The 20,599-nt window shown below is 65.2% G+C and carries 12 protein-coding genes; all 12 read right to left on the bottom strand.

Annotated elements, in window-relative coordinates:
• Positions 1–7 precede the first annotated feature (7 nt).
• Positions 8–2,914 (bottom strand): VIT domain-containing protein, encoded by a 2,907-nt coding sequence (locus N5J29_RS04185; protein ID WP_164152621.1) that lies wholly within the window; start codon positions 2,912–2,914, stop codon positions 8–10.
• Positions 2,915–3,076: 162 nt separating this feature from the next.
• Positions 3,077–3,664 carry an SUKH-4 family immunity protein gene (locus N5J29_RS04180; RefSeq protein WP_111186461.1) on the bottom strand — a complete coding sequence of 196 codons (588 nt, stop codon included), beginning with the start codon at positions 3,662–3,664 and terminating at the stop codon, positions 3,077–3,079.
• Positions 3,665–3,841: 177 nt separating this feature from the next.
• Positions 3,842–4,708 (bottom strand): leucine-rich repeat domain-containing protein, encoded by an 867-nt coding sequence (locus N5J29_RS04175; protein WP_164152623.1) that lies wholly within the window; start codon positions 4,706–4,708, stop codon positions 3,842–3,844.
• Positions 4,709–4,761: 53 nt separating this feature from the next.
• Positions 4,762–5,262: an SMI1/KNR4 family protein gene (locus N5J29_RS04170; protein ID WP_053519334.1), complete on the bottom strand. Its 501-nt coding sequence runs from the start codon at positions 5,260–5,262 to the stop codon at positions 4,762–4,764.
• A gap of 1 nt (position 5,263) precedes the next feature.
• Positions 5,264–9,694: an RHS repeat-associated core domain-containing protein gene (locus N5J29_RS04165; RefSeq protein ID WP_164152625.1), complete on the bottom strand. Its 4,431-nt coding sequence runs from the start codon at positions 9,692–9,694 to the stop codon at positions 5,264–5,266.
• A 19-nt stretch (positions 9,695–9,713) separates the two neighbouring features.
• Complete coding sequence (locus N5J29_RS04160; RefSeq protein WP_006441023.1) at positions 9,714–9,842, bottom strand: hypothetical protein; 129 nt, start codon at positions 9,840–9,842, stop codon at positions 9,714–9,716.
• Positions 9,839–11,455, bottom strand: a complete 1,617-nt coding sequence (locus N5J29_RS04155; RefSeq protein WP_164152628.1) for a hypothetical protein — start codon at positions 11,453–11,455, stop codon at positions 9,839–9,841. Before N5J29_RS04155 ends, N5J29_RS04160 begins: the two co-directional genes overlap by 4 nt.
• 19 nt (positions 11,456–11,474) lie before the next feature.
• Positions 11,475–13,718 carry a type VI secretion system tip protein TssI/VgrG gene (gene tssI, locus N5J29_RS04150; protein WP_164152630.1) on the bottom strand — a complete coding sequence of 748 codons (2,244 nt, stop codon included), beginning with the start codon at positions 13,716–13,718 and terminating at the stop codon, positions 11,475–11,477.
• Positions 13,719–13,918: 200 nt separating this feature from the next.
• Positions 13,919–15,676, bottom strand: coding sequence for a single-stranded-DNA-specific exonuclease RecJ (recJ, locus tag N5J29_RS04145; RefSeq protein ID WP_164152632.1), 1,758 nt, complete (start codon positions 15,674–15,676; stop codon positions 13,919–13,921).
• Between the two features lie 175 nt (positions 15,677–15,851).
• Positions 15,852–16,769: a phosphoglycerate mutase gene (locus N5J29_RS04140; RefSeq protein ID WP_164152634.1), complete on the bottom strand. Its 918-nt coding sequence runs from the start codon at positions 16,767–16,769 to the stop codon at positions 15,852–15,854.
• A gap of 4 nt (positions 16,770–16,773) precedes the next feature.
• Positions 16,774–17,238 carry a transcription elongation factor GreA gene (gene greA / locus N5J29_RS04135; protein ID WP_026347191.1) on the bottom strand — a complete coding sequence of 155 codons (465 nt, stop codon included), beginning with the start codon at positions 17,236–17,238 and terminating at the stop codon, positions 16,774–16,776.
• A gap of 8 nt (positions 17,239–17,246) precedes the next feature.
• A complete protein-coding gene (gene carB / locus N5J29_RS04130; RefSeq protein ID WP_065182678.1) occupies positions 17,247–20,489 on the bottom strand; it encodes a carbamoyl-phosphate synthase large subunit in 3,243 nt (1,080 codons plus the stop codon).
• Positions 20,490–20,599: the final 110 nt, after the last annotated feature.

Here is a 20,599-nt window from a genome sequence, read left to right as displayed (position 1 = left end):
CTCGGCGCTATCTGACCTCGAACTCGCCCACCAGCACCGTTTCGGCACGATCCTTCAACCGCATCGTCACCCTCTGGTCCTTCTGCTTCGGCGTGCCCCAATGGGTGGTCAGGTGCAGCATCAGGGTCGTGGCACCGGTCACCAGCTGCTGGCGACTGCCGAAATAATTGGCCTCCACCTTGTACCTGCCCGGCTTGGCATCACGCAGTGAGAACTGCTCGGGTCCATAGCCTCCGGTGAAGTCCTGTGACATCTGTCCTCCCTGGTAGGTCAGACGATTGCCGTAGTACGCGCGCTCGCCGTTCGGGTCGGTCACCCACAGGTCCATGTCGCTGTTGTCCGCATCCCACGACAGCACTACCCGCAGGTCCAGCGGCATCGGCTGCAGCAGGCGCGGGTCGATGGCCGAGGTATCAAGCCCTGGCGTGCTGCGTGCAACCAGTTGGGTCAGCTCGTCCAGCGCGATCAGTGCAATGCCGTTGAACCGGCTGTCCCAGGGCCGCGTCACCACCTGGTACAGCGGCGCCAGCGCCTGCTGTGGCCGGCCCGCCGCCGCCAGGGCCAGGCCGAGATCACGGAAGCTCTGCGGCTCCTCCTCGCCCATCGCCAACACCTGCTCGAACACCGGCACCGCCAGCATCGGTTCGTCGGCCTGCATCAGGCGGTAGCCGAGCACGCGCAGCAGATGGCGGTTGTCCAGGTCCATCTCGGCCAGGTTGGACAGCACGCGCAGGGCCAGATCCCGCTGCCCCTGCTCCAGCAACAGATCGGCCACGTCGAGAAAGAACGCACTGCTGTCGGCATGCGCGGCGCGCTCGGCCAGGTAGCGGTCGTACAGCTGCGAGGACGGCCCCTGGCGCAGGCGCCGGGCAATGGCCGAATCTGGCTGCCATGCGGCCAGTTGGATGCCGAGCGCACCGCTGTTCGCTGCGGCCTCTGGCGCTGCGGCAGCGCCGCTCCCCGTGCTCGCATCGCGTGCGGCTTCCTGTGCAGGTGCCGAGCGACGGGCGCGTGCACGCGACACCTGGACGTCGCGTTCCGCGGCCGCAAGCATCGGTGCGGGCGCGGGAGGTGCGGCCGCCAGCATCGCTACCGGCGCAGCGGCCGAAGCAGAGACGGCAACCCTGTCCAACGCCTTTCCCTGCAACTGCGGCGGCGTGTCTTTCGGCCAGCTGCGGCGCCACCACTCCCGGCGCTCCTGCCACTGTGCGGCGATGTCGTCCAGGCGACGGCGCTCGGCGGCGCTGCGGTCAGCGACCACGCGTGCAAAGCGGGCGTCGTACTCGGTCCGCAGCGCGCCGGCAGGCCGGATCGCGTAGCGCAGGTAATCGTCCAGCGTCTCCAGCACGATCAACGAGGTATCCGGACCGACCAGGCCGAACTGCTGCGACAGGCGCTGCATCGCCTCACGGTTGCCGCGACGGTCGGCGGCCAGCTGCTGCAGGCGCGCCTGCGCCCACAGGCCGGCCAGCAGTTCTCCATTGCCGCTCGTCTGTGTCGCGGGCAGCGCCAGCCATTGGCCGCCGACGCGGACCCGCATCGGCACGCCGTCCGCCGCCAGCCGCGAGTGCAGCCACAGCCAGCCCTGAGCTTCACTGCGACGATCGATCACCACGTCCTGTACACCGCGGCCCGCATCGACCTGCACGTCCAGCGGCGAAGACAGCAGTTCGCGTGCAGCGGCATCGACATCCGTCCCCAGGGCGATGAAGCGACCGCCATGTGATTCGCTCCAACCGCGCAGCCGAACGACATCGGTATGTGCGCCCGCACTGCTGACCGCGAACAGGCGCTGGTCGGCGGCGAGCGTCGGCAACACCTGCGGGCCGTAGGTCAACAGACCGTCGCTGACCAGCAGGTACTCCTTCACGGCTGCCTGCGGCTGCCACTGCGCCAGCGCGCTGGCGCCATCCGGGCGGACGGCCTGCAACGCCTGCCGCAATGCCGACCAGTCACCGCCGCGGATACGGAAGCGACGCACCGGCTCGGCCCGGTCACGCAGGACCGTCAACGCGACCGTGCCGTTTCCCAGCACAGCAAAGTAACGGTCCAGCAGTGCAAACTCCCGCGAACGGTCACGCCGGCCTGATGAGCCGGAGCCATCCCACAGCAGGCCGATATCGGTCGGCAGCGTACGCGGCGCGTTATCGACCGGCACCGGCAGCTGTGCCAGCAGATAGTGACCGTCCTGCCACGGTGCGACCTGTACCCGTGCCTGACGTGATGCCGGGAGCGTCCACTGCAGCTGCGCCGGCAACAGGGCGCCTCGGCCCTGCCAATGCAGTTGCCCCTCAGTGAAGCGGAACGGCCCTGCGCTCGTGGTCGCCGCATCCGGCGCCTGCAGGGTCAGCTCGACCGAGGCCGCGCCGGCGGCGAACTGCAACGGCAAGGTCCATTGCCAGCCGTGGGCGGCAAACGCCAGCGGTTCGCGCAGCACCAGCTGCACACGGCGGCTGCCGCCGGCGGGCAACGGGTAGACACGCAGGCGGAACTGATTGCCGGCGGTCTGCTCCAGCAGGCCCGGATCGACGCCGCGACGCGCGATGTCCTCGAACACCTGACGCCCCCGGTCCTTCGGCACGGGCACCGCCTCGCGCAACTGGCCATCGATATCCAGGGCGAAGCCGGTGATCTGCTGGCCATCAGCCAGCGGGAACTGCAGCTCGCCCTCCATGACCCGGCGGTTGGGGTTATGGAACTCCAACGTGACGCGGGTCTGGGCGATACCCGCCTGGACCTCCCCTTCGATCGAGGCCCGACGCAGCACGATGGGCTGCTCGGCGCCCGCGACCTGCAGCAACGGGACCGCACGAACCGGGCGGACGGCCGGACGGCCGTGGGTCTGGGCGGCCGTGGTGAAGGCACAGAGCAGCAGGGCCAGCAGGCACAGCACACGACGAAGGACGGGCGACATGGTACGTCTCCAGAGCGAGGACGAACTGTTCAACGCATGGCAGGCCGGATCGGGGTTGATCGGGTGATCGTCCGCGATGGCTCTGGAAGATATTGCTGCCGGACGCCACCCAGTGGTCGTCCGGATTCTGCTGCCCGAATGTCGCCTTACAGGACCGACATCTCAAACAAGGCCATCCTGGATCTGTTCCAGAACAATTGACCACCGTGACCCTTCCGTCAGTGCAGAGGCATCAAGCCTCCTCCACTCCGACACCAGCGTCCTGATCGCCCTACTGCGATCGAATCGCGGCTTTGCAGAGCGCTTGGGAATCTCACCCCGCTCGAATGCCTCCAGCCGGGCCTGCATCTCCGCCTGGGAGTAGACCATCGGACCGGAATCATCCGCCTTTGCCTGGGCCTGGAATGCCTCATACGCTTCGAGAAACCCAAGGAAGCTCGACAGGCGTCCATTCACGATCTGACGTCCGCCATCGCCCACGGCAAGTACCTCGCCACTCGCCGACAGGCACAGCAGCAGATCCTCGCCCCATGGCTCTCGCGCGATAGCCAGAAGTCCGGTGCCATCGATCTCGACCACGTGGGGCACTTCGAACTGAACAACAGGCACATCGCCCGGCAGCCGTGAAGGAAGCCCCAGGCGCAGCATCAGCTTACTCGTCGACGGTTCCAGCCCGAAATCTCGAAGGACCTGGGCACTCACCTCCAACGAACCCGAGCCATAAACGCGGGAGAATGCAGTTTCAGTCACGCATGAACCTCATGCAGTTTCAGCGGGCACGGATCGACGCCGCGACGAGCGATTTCCCCGAACACCTGGCTTCCGCGGTCCCCGGGGCACCGGTACCGCCTCGCACAACCCGCCGGATGGTGCGCAGCGGCACCGATCCACCTGGCTCAGCAAACCGGCACCGCACATGCAATGTGGCTAGGTCGTCGCCCCAATGGTGCGCTTCTGAAGCGATTCGATCTTTGCCTGTATTTTCTTCAGACCCACCTTTCCGCAACCCACGAGCGTCAACTCACGAAGCGCGGAAAGATCATTGATGACCTCGATGTTGGCAATCTTCTTGCAGTACTGGATATCCAGTTTCCTGAGCTGCTCGAGCCCCACCAGTGCACGGATGTCTGTCAGCGAACTCAGATTCTTCAGCCATACCGACGTCAACGCGGCAAGTGTCTCGATGCCATCGAGGCTTTTCAGCTTCGTGCCACCCAACAGTCCCAGGCGTTCGAGGCCACCAGCCGATGCAGACAGGATGTTGAAGATCTCACCATCCACGGGGACATTCAGAATGTTCAGTTCTTCCAGAGGCAGGGCCAGGGCCTGCCTGAGATTCTTCAATGACCTGTCTGGATAGAGCGAAAGTACTTTCAACGCGGGGAAGCTTGATGTGTCGAAACGCACCGGCACGTCGACATACAGCGTCCTCAGATTGGGTAGCACAACGCCCGGCCAGGCCAACGTCCCCGTGCCAAGATGGATGCTCAATGCCCCGATGCTCTCAGGCAGAAGCCCCTCCTCGAGTCCATCCATGATCGACGGTGCGATCGATCCCGGCCCGATGCTGAGCGTCTTGAGACCCCGCATTTCCCTGAGGATCTCCGGAAGCGCTTCGAGCTTGTCGCCGGGAGGTGACCAGAGGTGAACCTGCTCGATCCGGGCGAGCCTCTCAGTGTTGAAAGGGGCGTTGAAGAACACCAGCTCAGCACCCGGAGTCGGGAATGCTGCTTCGTGTCTGCCATGCATCAGAACAACTTTCTGCACGCGCTTTCCGATCTGGCCGATGCCCACGTGCTGCAGCCGCGTCTGCGCGCCAGCGGATGCTGCCGGTGCGCACCCGGCAACTAGCGCCCAAAGAATAGTTCGTCGTACTGGCCATTCATCGCCGCAGTGAGAAATTCGTCGAATGTCTCGGCAAGCCTAGTAACACTTTCAAACTCGGGCTCAACGCCGTGCACAACCGCCCCAGAGCTCCGGCCCAGCCCAACGAATTGATAGTCTCCGTCGACCGCCATAAAAATCGGCAAATACTCTGCCCAGAACTTTCGAACATCCTCGCCATCAGCATCCGTCATTGCAGCGTCAATGCTCATCTTCTCAAACTCATCCCAGGAGAACGCGCCATCCGAGACACCCGCAAACTCCTCGATTGAGACGAACCACCGTGACTCATCCTTGTTCGAGAGCGATGTGAAATTCGAAAGAAACTCCAAGTAAAAGGCCGGAACATCTGCATTTATCGAATCATCGATAACAGGTGGCGATCCATCACCACCATCCCTACCAACCAAAATCCAGCCCTTTCCCACAAGAAAATCCAGGAAATTCGAATACAGAATATTCATATCAGCTCCTACACTGCGCCTTTATCACATTTATTATTCTTCTCTGCAATCCAGTTGCAGCACTATGATTCGGATTCTTAATCTTTCTCGTTTCATTCGTAATCGTTAGTACCTGCCCCTCTGGCCCACCCAGCGCCAAGCCGTGAGGATGATGGCCACCGGATTCTCCAGGTTTAGCGCGAATAACGTCCACTTCCGATTTCGGCCGATAGAACACGGGCGTACTATCCGGGTCGATGCCCTGCCACTCAGGCGCGCTCTTGAATTTATCCCTAGCCTCCTGCAATAGATCTGGGTAATCCTTCAACCACTCAGCAAGTGTTTTTGTTACATAGAGCCCCAGCGCATCAAACCAGCGAAACGGATTCCTTGCATATCCATATATGTTTACTCCACCAGCAATAGAAATTGGATCCTCTGAAACATACGAACCCGCGTGCGGATCGTAATAGCGATATCTATTGTAGTGGAGGCCGGTTTCAAGGTCCGCGTACTGCCCTTGGAATCTGATGAAGTTGTGAACCCCGTCATCGAAGCGTTCCTCATGCAACTTGCCCCAACCATCATACGAGCCTGACCAGCCGCACCTCCCGTCGCGACAAAGCAGCCGGATGGGCCGTCCATTAGGATCAACTTGATAGACCCATACCTCCTTGCCCGGTTGGTTTTCCTTGACCTTGGCACCTGAAGATCCCAGCTCGCCCACTAGGCTTGAAACGGGATCGGCAAATGCCGCTTCACTGTGAAGCGGCTCGGGTGGCTTTTCACCGCGCTCGACCACCTCGGCGGCAATGATTAACCCACTTGAGCCCAATGATGCTCCACCGCCCAACAAACCGATACCGCGTTTACTGGCCCCAACTGTGGAACTCACTGGTATTGAAGCACGATTACGATGTAGCAGAGCATCTGCGCCGCTCGCTGCGGGAGTTGGAGCACTGCTAGTTGCGCTTACGCCCCTGCTGGAGCGCTCTACAACCAACGCCAACGGCACAAACGTACCCGGGTAGTACACATACTCCCGCACCCGCTCATGCAGCCTCTCCAGCTGCCGCTGCCGACGCCGTACCTCGACCAGGCTGCCCACATTCCCCACCCACACCGGCGCCGCCTCTTCGGCGTCATTGGCCTGCTGCACTTCGCCCAGCAACGCATCACCATCCCAGAAGAACCACGTCGTCTGCGTCGGGTTGCGCTTGAACACCCGCCGCCCCAGCGGGTCATAGCCGTAGTACGTTGACTGCCCGTTGCGGCGGCTCTCCGCCAACCGATGGTTGGCATCCCAGATCAGCGTCAGGTCATCCGGCGCATCCCCTTGCGGTGCGCCCTTGCGCACCAGATCACCCGCCCGGTCAAACACGTAGTGCACGCCCTGATAGGTGCCTTCGCGCGTCCAGGTGGTCAGGTCGTCGTCGTCGCCGCCTACCACCTTGCGCGCCTGCACCTGCTTCACTTCGGTGCGCAGCCGGTCGCCGGCCGGATCGTTGAAGTAGCGCTCGACCCTTCCCTTCGGGTCGATATGCTGCAGCAGGCGCCCGATCGCGTCGTAGCGGTACTCATCGACGCCCTGTGCGCTGTCGCTACGTTTGGTCAGGTTGCCACTGCGGTCGTAGTCGTAACGCGTCTCGAACAACGGGGCGGCATCTTTCAACACCGACTGTGAGGTCAGCAGGTTGCGGCTGTCGTAGGTGAACTCGCGTTGCAATTGCGGGCTCAGCTGCTCGCGCGTGGTGCGGCCCAGCGCGTCGCGCTCCATCGAGATCGGCGGCTCGTCATTGATGGCCACCGATACGGTCTGGTCGCGCAAGTCGTAGCCGAACGCTAACCGATTGCCGGCAGCGGTCTCGCGCAGTACGCGGTTGCCTACTTCATCATAGGCATAGCCGACGCGGAACCCGTCCTGCAGTTCCTCCAGCAATTGCCCCAGCGGGTCATACCGGCGCTTCACTGTACGCACCGGATTGCGCAGCTCGACAATCTGGCCCTGCACGTCGTAGACAAAGTGTTCCTGTACCTGCTGTCCAGGATGGCGTACATCCGGCAGCGTCTTGCGGGTGATGCGCCCGAGCTTGTCGGTAGTGAAGGCGATCCGCTGGCCCAGCGGATCCACGGTGGCGGTCAGTCGTCCGGCCGCGTCATAGGTATAGCGCCGCGACTGCCCCCAGTAGTCCACTTCCTCGACGATGCGGCCCAGCGCGTCGCGCACCAGCTGATAGGTTTCGCCGCGCTGGTTGATGACCGCGATGAGCTGCTCTTCGGTGTCGTAGCGGTACTCCACGCTGTGCCCATCGGCCTGCAGGCGCTTGCTGATCTGTCCGATGCCCACGTACTGCAGTCGCGTCTGCGCGCCCGCTTCGTCGGTATAGCGCAGCAGCTGATCTTCGGCATCATACTCGCAACGCACACCGTTGCCGTCGGGGCCAGCGGTGGCCAGTAGGCGTCCCTTGGCGTCGTACTCGTAGCGGCTGACCTGCCCCAGCGGGTCGACCTGGCGCAGCAGGTTGCCGAGTGGATCATGCTCAAACCGGCTCTGATGGCCCAGCGCATCGATAACCGCGGCCACCAGTCCATGACGGTCATAGCGCAGTTGCGTGACCGCGTGCCGTGCGTTGGTCTGCGCCTGCAACTGGCCCTGTGCGTCGTAGTCGAAGCGGGTGGTTGCACCCAATGGATCGGTCTGGCTGACCAGCAGGCCCTGGCCATTGTAGGCCTGCTGCCAGTCGACACCATCCGGCGTACGCAACGACACCATGTGGTCGTCCAGGTCGTACTCCATCTGGATCGACGTGCCATCGGCGCGGGTCAGGCAGACCAGGTTGCCATGCGCATCATAGGCAAACGCCGTTCTCAGTCCTTCCGGATCGGTCACCGCCACGGTGCGCCCGAAATCGTCGTACTCGAACAGCGTCACGCCATCGAGCGGATCGATCTCGCACAGCGGCAGCTGGTTCTCGTCGAACTTGACCACGCTCAGGTGCCCCAGCGAGTCGGTTACCCGGGTCTCGCGCAGCAGCGCGTCGTACTCGAAGTGATAGTCGTACAGGCCGCCGTCGCCCCACGAGTGCACCACCCTGCCCTGCGCGTCGAATGCGTAATGGAACGACAGGCCAACACGGTCGGTGTGCCGCACCATGCGGTGCTGTTCGTAGGCGAAGGTGCGCGGAGCTCCAAGCGCATCCACCGCTGCCAGCAGGTCACCCTCGCCGCTGTAGCGATAGCTCACCAGCGGATGCACCAGGCCGGTGGCCGGGTCATGCAGCGCCATGCGGTCGATGCGACCGTGCCGGGCCTCCACTTCGATGAAGCGGCCCTGCAGGTCACCGATACCGCTCTCGACGATGCGCACCAGATGGCCGTCGCGACGCTCGAAGCGCCAGTGGTTGCCATGCGCATCCTCGATGCGCTCGATCGGCCAGGACTGCGGGCCCGGCAGCGCGCTGACACCTGCAGGCAGCTCGCCACCGAACACGTACTGCAGGCCGTTCTTGAAGCGCACCCGCCACTGCCCGCGCCGCCTCAGCAGGCGCGCGCCATCGACGAAATCGAGAATCGCCCCAGCCTCTCCCTCAGCGGGCGGCAGCTCGGGGAAGAACGCGACCTGGTCGGGGCCGGACAGCCAGACGCTGCCATCGGCCAGCAGCTCCAGGCGGATGTCTGCCGGCGTCTGCCAGCCCGCGCCGCACAGACCCGGCGCGTCCGCGTGGCGCGAGCCGTAGCTGCGTTGCCAAGTGAGCGGCAAGCGGCCCGGTACATCGAAATCCTGGTGGTTGACCACCACGCTGCCATCACGGATATCCACCGGCTCGGCGCGAAGCACCTTGCACTTCAGGAAACCCGAGGGCAGGTTTCCCCACTTGCCCCGCCGCCAATTGGCAAAGGCATCCATCTTCTTGCGGAAGAACGCACTCTTGCGCAGCTTGCCCAGGCCTGCGAACGCCGCGCGGAACGCGAGCGCGGTCCATGACACCGTCGGTGGTCCTCCCACCTTGACGCTGGTGGGAATGGCCACGTTCAGGCCGGTCGGCAGTGACATCGCCCGAAGTGGCTTCTTCGGCTTCTTCACCCGGAACGGGTTGATCATGCCGGCCAGATTGCAGTCCAGCACCGGCATCGCCAGCCGCGAGAACGGCTCGCCATCGGCCGACACGGTACGACTGCCCATGAAGATCTCTTCGCCGTCGAACTGCGGCCCCATCGGTGCCGCCAACGGCGGCCCCCACACACCGAGCGGGATGTGGATGTCCAGGCCGCCGGTACCGGCGGTGCCACGATGCACGCCGTTGACCTTGATGGTCGAACCGATGAACGGGATGTAGTCGAACGGATCGAGCACCAGGCCGATGTGCGGCGTCGGCAGCGGGCACGGCGGCACCGCATACATGTGGATGTCGATACCCAGCTGCGGATCGAAATGCTTGGCGGCGATGCTCACGGCAACACTCCCTGTTGCGTTACAAGGCGCGGAACAACGCGCGCAGGAACGCCTTTACTTCGTCACGGTACTCGGCGCTGATCCAGGTCACGACGATGATGCCAAGCACGATGGCCACCAGCATCACCACGGTCTTGTTCGACTTCATGCAACAGCCACTCCTGTAACGGCGGGCCCTGCAGCCGCCGCCACGGGCGACTGCAGCAGGCCACTGGGATCGGGCAGCGGCTGCATCGCCGGGGGCTCGCTCCACACCGGAATCTCGTGGTCGAGCGGGTGTTCGATCGCCGGCAGGCCGTTCCAGCCCGGGTCGAGGAAATCACGGCCGACGGCCACGATCTTGCGGAAGAATTCGTCACCGCCCTGGATCAGCCGCTCGCGTTCCTGCTGCGCACGATGAAAGCCGCGCTCCAGCGCGGCATCGAGCTCGGCGTCGATGGCATCCAGCGCCGGACGCGGAGGACGCGGGCCGAGTGCGCGCCCCTGCGCGTCCGCCTTCTCCAGCAGGCCGGTGCTGGCCTGCAGGTAGTCAGTGGCGACCTGCCGCAGTTGTTCGCAGCGTCGTGCGTCCTGAAGCTGCAGCAGATCCCACAGTGCCTGGGGCAGCGTCGTCGCCTTGCGGTCGGCCGGCGCCAGCGGCTTGGCGATGCGGATCGCCTCCAGCAGCTGCGTGCGCGCCGCCTCTCGCTGGCCCGCCTGCACGTGACACCAGCCCGCCATGCGCTGGCCCTCCAGTGCGAACATGGGGTGCGGAATGCTGGCTGCGGAAGCGGATGCCTGCAGGTAGGTCTGTGCCGCACGCTCGGGTTGCTTGGCCGCCAACCAGCAGCCCGCTTCACCGAACCAGCTCTGCATCACCAGTTCCGGCGCGGCAGGATTGCCGCTGGCACGTGCACCTTCGGCGGCGCTGCGTGCCTGCCGGTAGCTGTTGATCGCCTGGCTGTGATCGCCATGTTTCAGCCAGGCACCAGCCACCATCATCTGCACCACCGACTGCTGGTCCTGCCAGCCATGCCGCTGCGCCAGGCCCTGCGCGCGTCCGGCGCGGGCCACCACCTGCGACGGACTGCCTCGCTCCAGCAGCAGCATCAGGTCCGCCAGCAGCTGCCGGTACAGCACTTCCGGACCGCGACCACCGGATTGCGCGGCGGTATCCCGGGCAATCGCAAACATGTCGACCGGTGCGGTGACCACCCGTGCGGTCCTGGCATGACGCTCCAGCAGCGGCTGCCAGCGCGGGTCCTCTTCGGTATCCACCAGCACCAGTCGCAGGCGCTCTCCCGGCGCAGCGGCCAGCGCCGCATCCAGCCAGCGCTCGAAGCCTTCACCGGGCACGCAACGCTCCGGTTCCAGCACGGCAGCCAGCAGGCGCAGATGCTCGCCGTGATGGTCGACGAAACTCTCCAGCACATCGACCACACCCTGCGCGCTGTCCGGATGCGCCTCGCTCGGGCCACGCCAGCCCAATGGCACCTGCTGCGCGCGCAGATCGTCCTGGCTGGCCAGATAACGGTCGAGCAGATCCTGCTTGACCTGCCGGCTGTAACGGAAGCCCAGCTCATAGGCGGTATCGATGCGCAGGAAGCAGTCCGGCGTATCACGCCCTGCGTCGTTGCGCTGCATCTCGAAGAACGCGGCCAGCAGGCGGCTGGCGGCAGCCGGCAGACGCCATACCAACAGGCGCCTGCTGCTGTCGGCGCTGGCCTCCAGCCAGGCGTCGCGCAATGCGTTCAGGCCGCGCAGCATGGGGGTGTCCTGCATGGTGTATCTCCCGTGCTGTTCAGCAGTTGAGCTTGATCTCGCTGCCGTTGACTGACACACCGCCTGCGTCGATGACCACTTCCGAGCCACCGGCGGTGATCTTGATGGCGCTGTCGGTGATCTCGATGACAGAGCCACCGACCTTGGTGGACAGCTTGACCGCCGACTCCAGGCTCATCGCGCCGTCCGAGCCCTGGCTGTGCGTACCGGTCACGTCCTGGCTGAAATTGCCGGTGACATCGATCACCCGTTCGCCGACATTGCTGTCGTCGACCTTGCCCTGCACGCTGCGCTTGTCATGACCGGTAATGGTCACCTCCCGCGCGGCATTCAGCGTCTCCGTCACCAGTCCGCCAACCGTGCGACTGGAGGTCGAGGTGACGGTCTCGGTCCACGTGCCGGTGCGCTGGCTGGTGAAGTTGCCGGTCAGGGTGGTCTTGAAGTCGCCGGTGATGGTTTCGGTATAGCCGGCTGCGGAGATCGTCTTGGTTTCGCCTGCTTCGTACTTCTCGGTCACCGCGCCGGTCACATTGGTGGTGCGGGTGCCGGTAACGCCGAGCGTATCGGTGCCGGTGACCGTGATGCCACGGTTGCCGCCGACGCTGATGTCCTGGTTGGCGCCGACGTCCATTCGATGGTTGACCGACACCGATGTGGACTTGTTGTTCTTGACGCTGGCGTTCTGGTCGTTGAGCACGGTGGTGACCATGTCACGCTGCGCCCGCATGTTCAGCAGCTCGCCACCGGCGCCATCATGCATGGTGATCTCATTCCAGCCCGCGCCCTTGACCGTCTTCGACTTGAGGCCGCTCACCTCCATGCCGAACGGCGGCATGTTGTCCTCGTTGTAGACACGACCGGTGATGATGGGGCGGTCCGGGTCGCCATCGAGGAAATCGACGATCACCTCCTGGCCCACGCGCGGCGGCGACACGCCACCCATGTCGGCGCCTGCCCACGGACTCGCACTGCGGATCCAGCACGAGGCATTCTCGCGGCGATCCAGCTGGCGGTCCCAATGGAACTGCACTTTCACCCGGCCGTAGCGGTCGGCATGCAGCTCCTCCCCCGGCGGACCAACCACGGTGGCGGTCTGCGGACCCGGCATGCGCGGCCACGGCGTCCGCCGCAGCGGCCTGTAGGGGATGCGACGGCGCAGCACCTCGGCCTGCACTTCGACACTCGGGGCTTCAGCGCTGCCGAAATCGGCAGCGAAATTGTTGTGGCCTTCCCGCTGCACGCTCACCACGAAGAAGCTGCGGTCGGTATCGTCACGTCCGATGAAATCCGGGTGCCGCTCCAGTTCGAAGCAGGCGCCGGCGTCGAGCTCACCGGCGTTGCCCGCGCACTCGAACAGCTTGGTCGGCCAAGCCACTTCCTCGTTGCGCACCGCCGCCAGCGCCTGGCCAATGCGGCTGTTGGTGAAACGCGCCGCACCGTCGTAGCGGTACTGCTCGAGCGGCGGCAGCAGGCCCAGCGGCACCTGGTTGCCCTGGTTGCCATCCAGCGTCTGGCCCGGCTGCTTGAAGTCGAAACTGCGCAGGGTCTGCACGCTGGGCCCGACGCGTCGGCGTGCACCCCAGCGGTGCAGACCGGTGCTGGCCAGCGTGCCCTGGTCGGACACGAACGCGATGGGCTGCGGTTCGCCGTGCGCGGTGCTCAGCGTTGAATCGTCGCTGATCACCATCGTATGGCCCTCTTCGTCATGGACGAAGCTGTAGTACAGGCCGGCATCTTCCAGCAGGCGACTGACGAAGGCGAAATCGGACTCGTTGTACTGCACGCAGTACGGCAGCGGCGGCAGCTTGCCGGCATTGAGGTCGTAGCGGAACTTCGCCAGCTGTGCGTAGCCCTGGAACACCTCCTCGATGATCTGCAGCACGTTGCGGTCCTGGAAGATCCGGCAGTTGCAGGTGTAATCGAGGAAGGCGAACCAGGGCGCGAGCTCGGTCCGGTAGGCACTGAACTGGGCCTGTTGGCCGGTACTGGCGAACTCGCGAACGTAGCCGTGCACGCTGCGGTTGCCGAATTCATCACCCAGCTGCAGGCGCAGCGGCTGCCCGACCAGCTGTTTCAGTTCCAGCCGCGGCTGGACCGACAGCAGTTCGATACGGTAGGCGAACGGGCTGGACACCGCCTCGCTGCCCTCGAAACGCTTGACCAGGAAAGTGTCCGGATCCAGAGTGGTTTCGACGCGGATCAGGCGTCGGTCCTGGTGCAGGCGCTGCAGTGCGGCGCCGGGAAGCAGTGATTCGGCGTACATCGGGCGTTCCGTCGTCCCATGTTGGTCGTGGCCCGACTTTGCCACCGGCAGGTGACATGCGCCAGCTTTTTGACGCTTTTGCCTCTGGATAAAGAGATGAATTCATTAAGGAAATTCAAGGAACTGCGAATTTCCTCACATTTCCTTCCCCGCGACCCCGTCGCCAACGCTGGCCCCGGCGGGAGTGCGCGAACGCTGCCTCACGCCGGCAGGCAATGCTCGACAATCAGCTGGATGGCGCTACCACCGCGATAGTCGTCGCAGGCCAGCCGGTAGGCCAGATGCACATGGCGGCTCGGCGCATTGCCGTGCCAGCCGCCAAAATGGATCGCGTTGATCGTGCCAGGCACGCCAGGCAGGCGCAGTTCCAGCTTGAGGTGGCGTTCCTTCAGCACGCGCCAGTTGGCCACCTCGAAATGGCCATCGAACAGCGGCTCCGGGAAGCCCTGCCCCCAAGGACCGGCCAGGCGCAGCGCATCGGCATGGCGATGGTCGAGCTCGTCCGCTGCCAGTTCGCCGTCGCTGAGCACCTGCTGTTGAAGTGCCGCTGGGTCGAGCATCTCCAGCACGACGGCAACGAAGGCCGCCTTGAAGGCGTCGACATGATCGAGCCGCAGGCTGAGGCCGGCCGCCATGGCGTGACCGCCGAAGCGCTCGATCAGGCCGGGATGTCGTGAATCGACCAATGCCAGCGCGTCACGGATATGCAGGCCCGGAATCGAACGCGCGGAGCCGCGCAGGGTGTCGGCACCGGGCTCGGCCGGCGCGAAGGCGATCACCGGCCGGTGCAGGCGATCCTTCATCTTCGAGGCCACCAGACCGACCACGCCCGGATGCCACTCGGCATCGAACAGGCATGCCGCCACCGGCCGCTGCCCGGCCATGTCCAGCACAACTCGGGTCAGCGCCTGCTCGGCATCGTCGGTCATCGACTGCTGCACGGCGCGGCGTTCCGCATTGATCTGCTCCAGCGTCTGCGCGATCTCCCGCGCCTGCCGCGGGTCCTCGGTCAGCAGCAGCGCGATGCCCAGCGCCATGTCTTCCAGCCGACCGGCGGCATTCAGGCGTGGGCCCAGGGCGAAGCCGATGTCGGTCGCGGTCAGCCGCGCCGCGTCGCGCCCACTGGCTTCGATCAGCGCCTTCAGGCCGACACAGCCCTGCCCCGAACGCAATCTGCGCAAGCCCGCACTGACCAGTGCGCGGTTGTTCGGATCCAGTGCCACCAGGTCGGCGACGGTGCCGACCGCCACCAGGTCCAGCAGCGTGGTCAGGTCCGGGCCCTTGCCATCGGCGAACACGCCGGCCTCGCGCATCCGCCGGCGCAGCGCCATCAGCACGTAGAAGATCACGCCGACACCGGCCAGCGACTTGCTGGGAAATGCGTCGCCATCCAGGTTCGGATCGACGATCACGTCGGCCGCAGGCAACTGCGGGCCCGGCAGATGATGGTCGGTGACCAGCACCTGCCAGCCACGCGCCTTTGCGGCCGCGACTCCGGCATGGCATGCAATGCCGTGGTCGACGGTGACCAGCAGGTCCGGCTTCAGCGCGGCCAGTTCCTCCACCAGCGAGGGCGACAGTCCATAGCCGTGCACCATCCGGTTGGGCACCGCATGGAAGACATGCTGTGCGCCGAGCATGCGCAGGCCGCGCACGCCGACCGCACAGGCGGTAGCGCCATCACAGTCGAAATCGCCGACCACCAGGATGCGCTTGTCATTGGCGATGGCCTCGACCAGCAGGTCGACCGCAGCGTCGATGCCGGTCAGCAGTTCGGGGGCATGCAGATTGCCCAGCTTCGGCAGCGCCAGTTCCGGCGTCCCCGCGCCACGGCTGGCATAGAGACGTGCGAGCAGTGGCAGCGTTCCCTCCGGCCATGCAGCCGGCGTAGCTGCCTCACGGCGTCGGATTGTCGGCGTATCGGAAGACGGCAGCGCTGGATCGGCGGCAAGGGACATCGGCATCGCCGGTTACGAAAGACAGAAGGATGATACCGCGCGTGGGAGAGGCTGGCGGGATTGCGCCCGGCACCTGCGGTAGTGCCGGCCGCTGGCGGCAACCCCGGCAAACATCGGGGTCAGAGCCGTTCTCCGATGGAAAACGGATCCGACCCCCGCTCGACCGAGTCCCCGGTCAGTCGTGCAGCTGGCGCGGCTTCTTCCAGAACTGCCAGCGCTGGCCGCGGTCCAGCTGGAACTGCAGGCCGTCCTCGAAATCGAGCACCAGCCGCTGCAGTTCGCCACGCTTCAACGCGGCCAGCAGCGGGCGGATCGCCTCGTTGCCCAACTGCTGCAGCGAACGCAGCTGGCGCAGGTCAACCAGCGCATCGACAGCCTGCGCACCATCCACCGCCACGCCAGCGGCCTGCGCCAGGCTCTGCAGCAGCGCATCGCGGCTGCGCACCTGCGCATGCACCGTGCTGACCGACACCGGCATCACGCCACCGCCCCAGAACCACAGCGAATTGATCGGCTGCTGGCCCTGCGCGGCGCGCTGCTGGTTCCAGGAGTGGTTGTGCAGCAGCACCTGCGCCTCGGTCATCAGCGCCCGCCAGCGGCGGCCGCCCTCGCCTTCCGGCAGGTGCGAGAACAGGTCATCGCCGAGCACCTCGTCGGGACCGTCGAACGCCGGCAGTGCGGTATCGATCGGCAGCCGCAGATACCAGCGCGACGGATCAGGCGCGTCGAGCACGAAGCCGGCCTCGGCGAACAACGGCTGCAGCACCGGCAGCAGGGCGAGGCTGTCTGCCAGGGTTGGTCGCAGGGTTTCGCCGTAGGCCATCATCCGCGCGCCATGCATGTCCGGCACCATGCAGGCCGGATCGGCGCGCAGCCAGCTGGCACCGGCCGCATCGCCCACGTCACGCTGGCGGGTCAGCGCGGCCACCGGCCAGTGCGGCGCGGCGACCGTGAAATGGCGCATCAGCTGCGCCCGTTCACCCGGCTCGACCTGCACCGTAGTGGCACGGCCGAGCGCACGTGCCACATCGTCCGGCAGCGCAGCCGCGGCAAAGCGGCTGCGTGCGGGCAACAGCAGGGTCGCCGTCGCCACGTGCTCAGTCCACGTAGCTGACGCTGACGATCTCGTACTCGCGCTGCCCAGCCGGGGCGTCGATCACGATCGAATCGCCTTCCAGCTTGCCGATCATCGCGCGCGCCACCGGCGAGGAAATCGCGATCAACCCCAGCTTGATATCCGCTTCGAGGTCACCCACGATCTGGTACTTCTTCTCTTCGTCGGTTTCCACGTCGGCCAGGGTCACGCTGGCGCCGAACACCACCTTGGAGCCGGCATTGAGCTTGCTCACGTCGATGATCTCGGCGTGCGACAGCTCGCCTTCCAGCTGCTTGATGCGGCCTTCGATGAAGCCCTGTTCCTCGCGCGCGGCGTGGTACTCGGCATTCTCCTTCAGGTCGCCATGCTCACGCGCTTCGGCGATCGCGGCGATCACCTTCGGCCGCTTGACCGACTTCAGGTGATCCAGTTCGTCGCGCAGCTTCTGCGCGCCCTTCATCGTGATGGGGGCTCTCATGCATTCAACTCCTTGTGCAGCTCCTGCAGCGACCAGACGGGGCCGGTGCCGCGGAATTCCAGTGAATCCACCAGCGCCTTGGCGCCGGCAATGGTGGTCGAGTAGGTGACGCGGTGCTGCAGCGCCTCGCGACGGATCGAGAACGAGTCGTTGATCGCCGAGCGACCTTCGGTCGTGTTGACGATGTAGACGATCTCGCCGTTCTTGATCGAATCGACGATGTGCGGACGACCCTCGACCACCTTGTTGATGATCTCGCACTGCATGCCATGCTGCTGCAGCCAGGCGGCGGTGCCACGGGTGGCCACCAGGCTGTAGCCGCGCGCCAGCAGCGCCTTGGCGACCGGCAGCACGCGCTTCTTGTCCGGGTCGCGCACCGACACGAAGGCCTTGCCGATCGGCGGGGCCTTGATGCCGCCGGCTTCCTGCGCGCGTGCGAAGGCGGCGTTGAAGCTGCGACCGACGCCCATCACCTCGCCGGTGGACCGCATTTCCGGCCCGAGGATCGGGTCGACGCCCTGGAACTTGGCGAACGGGAAGATCGCTTCCTTCACCGAGTAGTAGTCCGGCACGATCTCTTCGGTCGCGCCCTGCTCGGCCAGGGTCTTGCCGGCCATGCAGCGTGCGGCGATCTTGGCCAGCGGCATGCCGGTGGCCTTGGACACGAACGGCACCGTGCGCGAGGCACGCGGGTTCACTTCAAGCAGGTAGACGGTGTCGTCGCCCTCGTCGCTGGTCTGGATCGCGAACTGGGTGTTCATCAGGCCAACCACGTTCAGCGCCTTGGCCAGCTCCACCACCTGGCGACGCAGCTCGGCCTGGGTCTCGGCCGACAGCGAGTACGGTGGCAGCGAGCACGAGGAGTCGCCCGAGTGCACGCCGGCTTCTTCGATGTGCTCCATCACGCCACCGATCAGCACGTTGCCATCCTTGTCGGCGATGATGTCGACATCGCACTCGACAGCGTTGTCGAGGAAGCGGTCCAGCAGCACCGGCGAATCGTTGGACACCTTCACCGCATCACGCACGTAGCGGGCCAGATCGGCTTCGCCGTACACGATCTCCATCGCACGGCCACCGAGCACGTAGCTCGGACGCACCACCAGCGGGTAGCCGATCTCGCGGGCCAGCAGCAGGGCTTCCTGGTCGTTGCGGGCGATACGGTTCGGCGGCTGCTTCAGGCCCAGCTTGTCCACCAGCTGCTGGAAACGCTCGCGGTCCTCGGCCAGGTCGATGGAGTCCGGGCTGGTACCGATCACCGGCACGCCATTGGCTTCCAGCGCGCGCGCCAGCTTCAGCGGCGTCTGCCCGCCGTACTGCACGATCACGCCCTTCGGCTGTTCCAGCTCGACGATCTCCAGCACGTCTTCCAGCGTCAGCGGCTCGAAGTACAGGCGGTCGGAGGTGTCGTAGTCGGTCGAAACGGTTTCCGGGTTGCAGTTGACCATGATGGTTTCATAGCCATCCTCGCGCAGCGCCAGCGCCGCATGCACGCAGCAGTAGTCGAACTCGATGCCCTGGCCGATGCGGTTCGGACCGCCGCCCAGGATCATGATCTTGTCGCGGTTGCTCGGCGCGGCCTCGCACTCGTCCTCGTAGGTCGAATACAGGTAGGCGGTGCCGGTGGCGAACTCGGCAGCACAGGAGTCCACACGCTTGTAGACCGGGCGCACCTTGTGGGCACGACGCAGTGCGCGGATGGCCGCTTCGTTGGTGCCGGTCAGCTGGGCCAGGCGGGCGTCGGAGAAACCGGCACGCTTGAGCTTGCGCAGACGCGCAGCGTCGAGCGCGTCGATGCCGTCGGCAGCCACTTCGCCTTCGGCAGCGATGATTTCCTCGATCTGGTCCAGGAACCAGTGGTCGATGAACGACAGCGCATGGATCTCTTCCACGCTCATGCCGGCGCGGAACGCGTCGGCCACGTAGAACAGGCGCTCCGGACCCGGTGCCTTCAGCTCGCGGCGCAGGGTCTGCAGGTCTTCCTCGTTGGCCAGGTCCAGGCCGGTCGGGTCGAAGCCGACCTTGCCGGTTTCCAGGCCGCGCAGCGCCTTCTGTACCGATTCCTGGAAGGTGCGGCCCATCGCCATGACTTCGCCCACCGACTTCATCTGGGTGGTCAGGCGTGCATCGGCGGCCGGGAACTTCTCGAAGGCGAAGCGCGGGATCTTGGTGACCACGTAGTCGATGGACGGCTCGAACGACGCCGGGGTCAGGCCACCGGTGATCTCGTTCTTCAGTTCGTCCAGGGTGTAGCCCACGGCCAGCTTGGCGGCCACCTTCGCGATCGGGAAGCCGGTGGCCTTGGAGGCCAGCGCCGAGGAGCGCGACACGCGCGGATTCATCTCGATGACGACCACGCGGCCGGTCTTCGGGTTGATGCCGAACTGCACGTTGGAGCCGCCGGTATCGACGCCGATCTTGCGCAGCACGGCGATGGAGGCATCGCGCAGGCGCTGGTATTCCTTGTCGGTCAGGGTCTGCGCCGGGGCCACGGTGATCGAGTCACCGGTGTGCACGCCCATCGGATCGAGATTCTCGATCGAGCACACGATGATGCAGTTGTCGGCGGTGTCACGCACCACCTCCATCTCGAATTCCTTCCAGCCCAGCACCGACTCTTCCACCAGCACTTCGGTGGTCGGCGACAGTTCCAGGCCGCGGCTGACGATTTCCACCAGCTCTTCGCGGTTGTAGGCGATACCACCGCCACTGCCGCCCAGGGTGAAGCTCGGACGGATGATGGTCGGGTAGCCGACGCGGGTCTGGATCTCCAGCGCTTCGTCCAGCGTGTGAGCGACGGCGGCGGTCGGGCACTCCAGGCCGATCTCGCCCATCGCCACGCGGAACAGCTCGCGGTCTTCGGCCATGCGGATCGCTTCGCGCTTGGCACCGATCAGCTCGACGTTGTACTTCTCCAGCACGCCGTTGTCGGCCAGGTCCAGCGCGCAGTTCAGCGCGGTCTGTCCCCCCATGGTCGGCAGCAGCGCGTCGGGCTTCTCCTTGGCGATGATCTTCTCGACCGTCTGCCAGTTGATCGGCTCGATGTAGACGGCGTCGGCCATCTCCGGGTCGGTCATGATCGTGGCCGGGTTGCTGTTGACCAGCACCACGCGGTAACCCTCGTCGCGCAGGGCCTTGCAGGCCTGGGCGCCGGAGTAGTCGAACTCGCAGGCCTGGCCGATGACGATCGGGCCGGCACCGATGATGAGGATGGTCTTTAGGTCAGTGCGCTTGGGCATTTTCTTCTCTAAGTCAGTACAGCGTGACAAGGGGGAGTGATCGCACGCTGTCGATCAGGAGTCTCGATCCGCAGCGCCGCGCCGGGAGGCAGCAGCAATGCGGGGGCTTA

This window comes from Stenotrophomonas sp. GD03680, assembly GCF_029844625.1.
GTDB classification, from domain to species: domain Bacteria; phylum Pseudomonadota; class Gammaproteobacteria; order Xanthomonadales; family Xanthomonadaceae; genus Stenotrophomonas; species Stenotrophomonas maltophilia_P.
The sequence above is the reverse complement of the archived record's forward strand: the minus strand, read 5'-3'. Positions and strand labels throughout refer to the sequence as shown.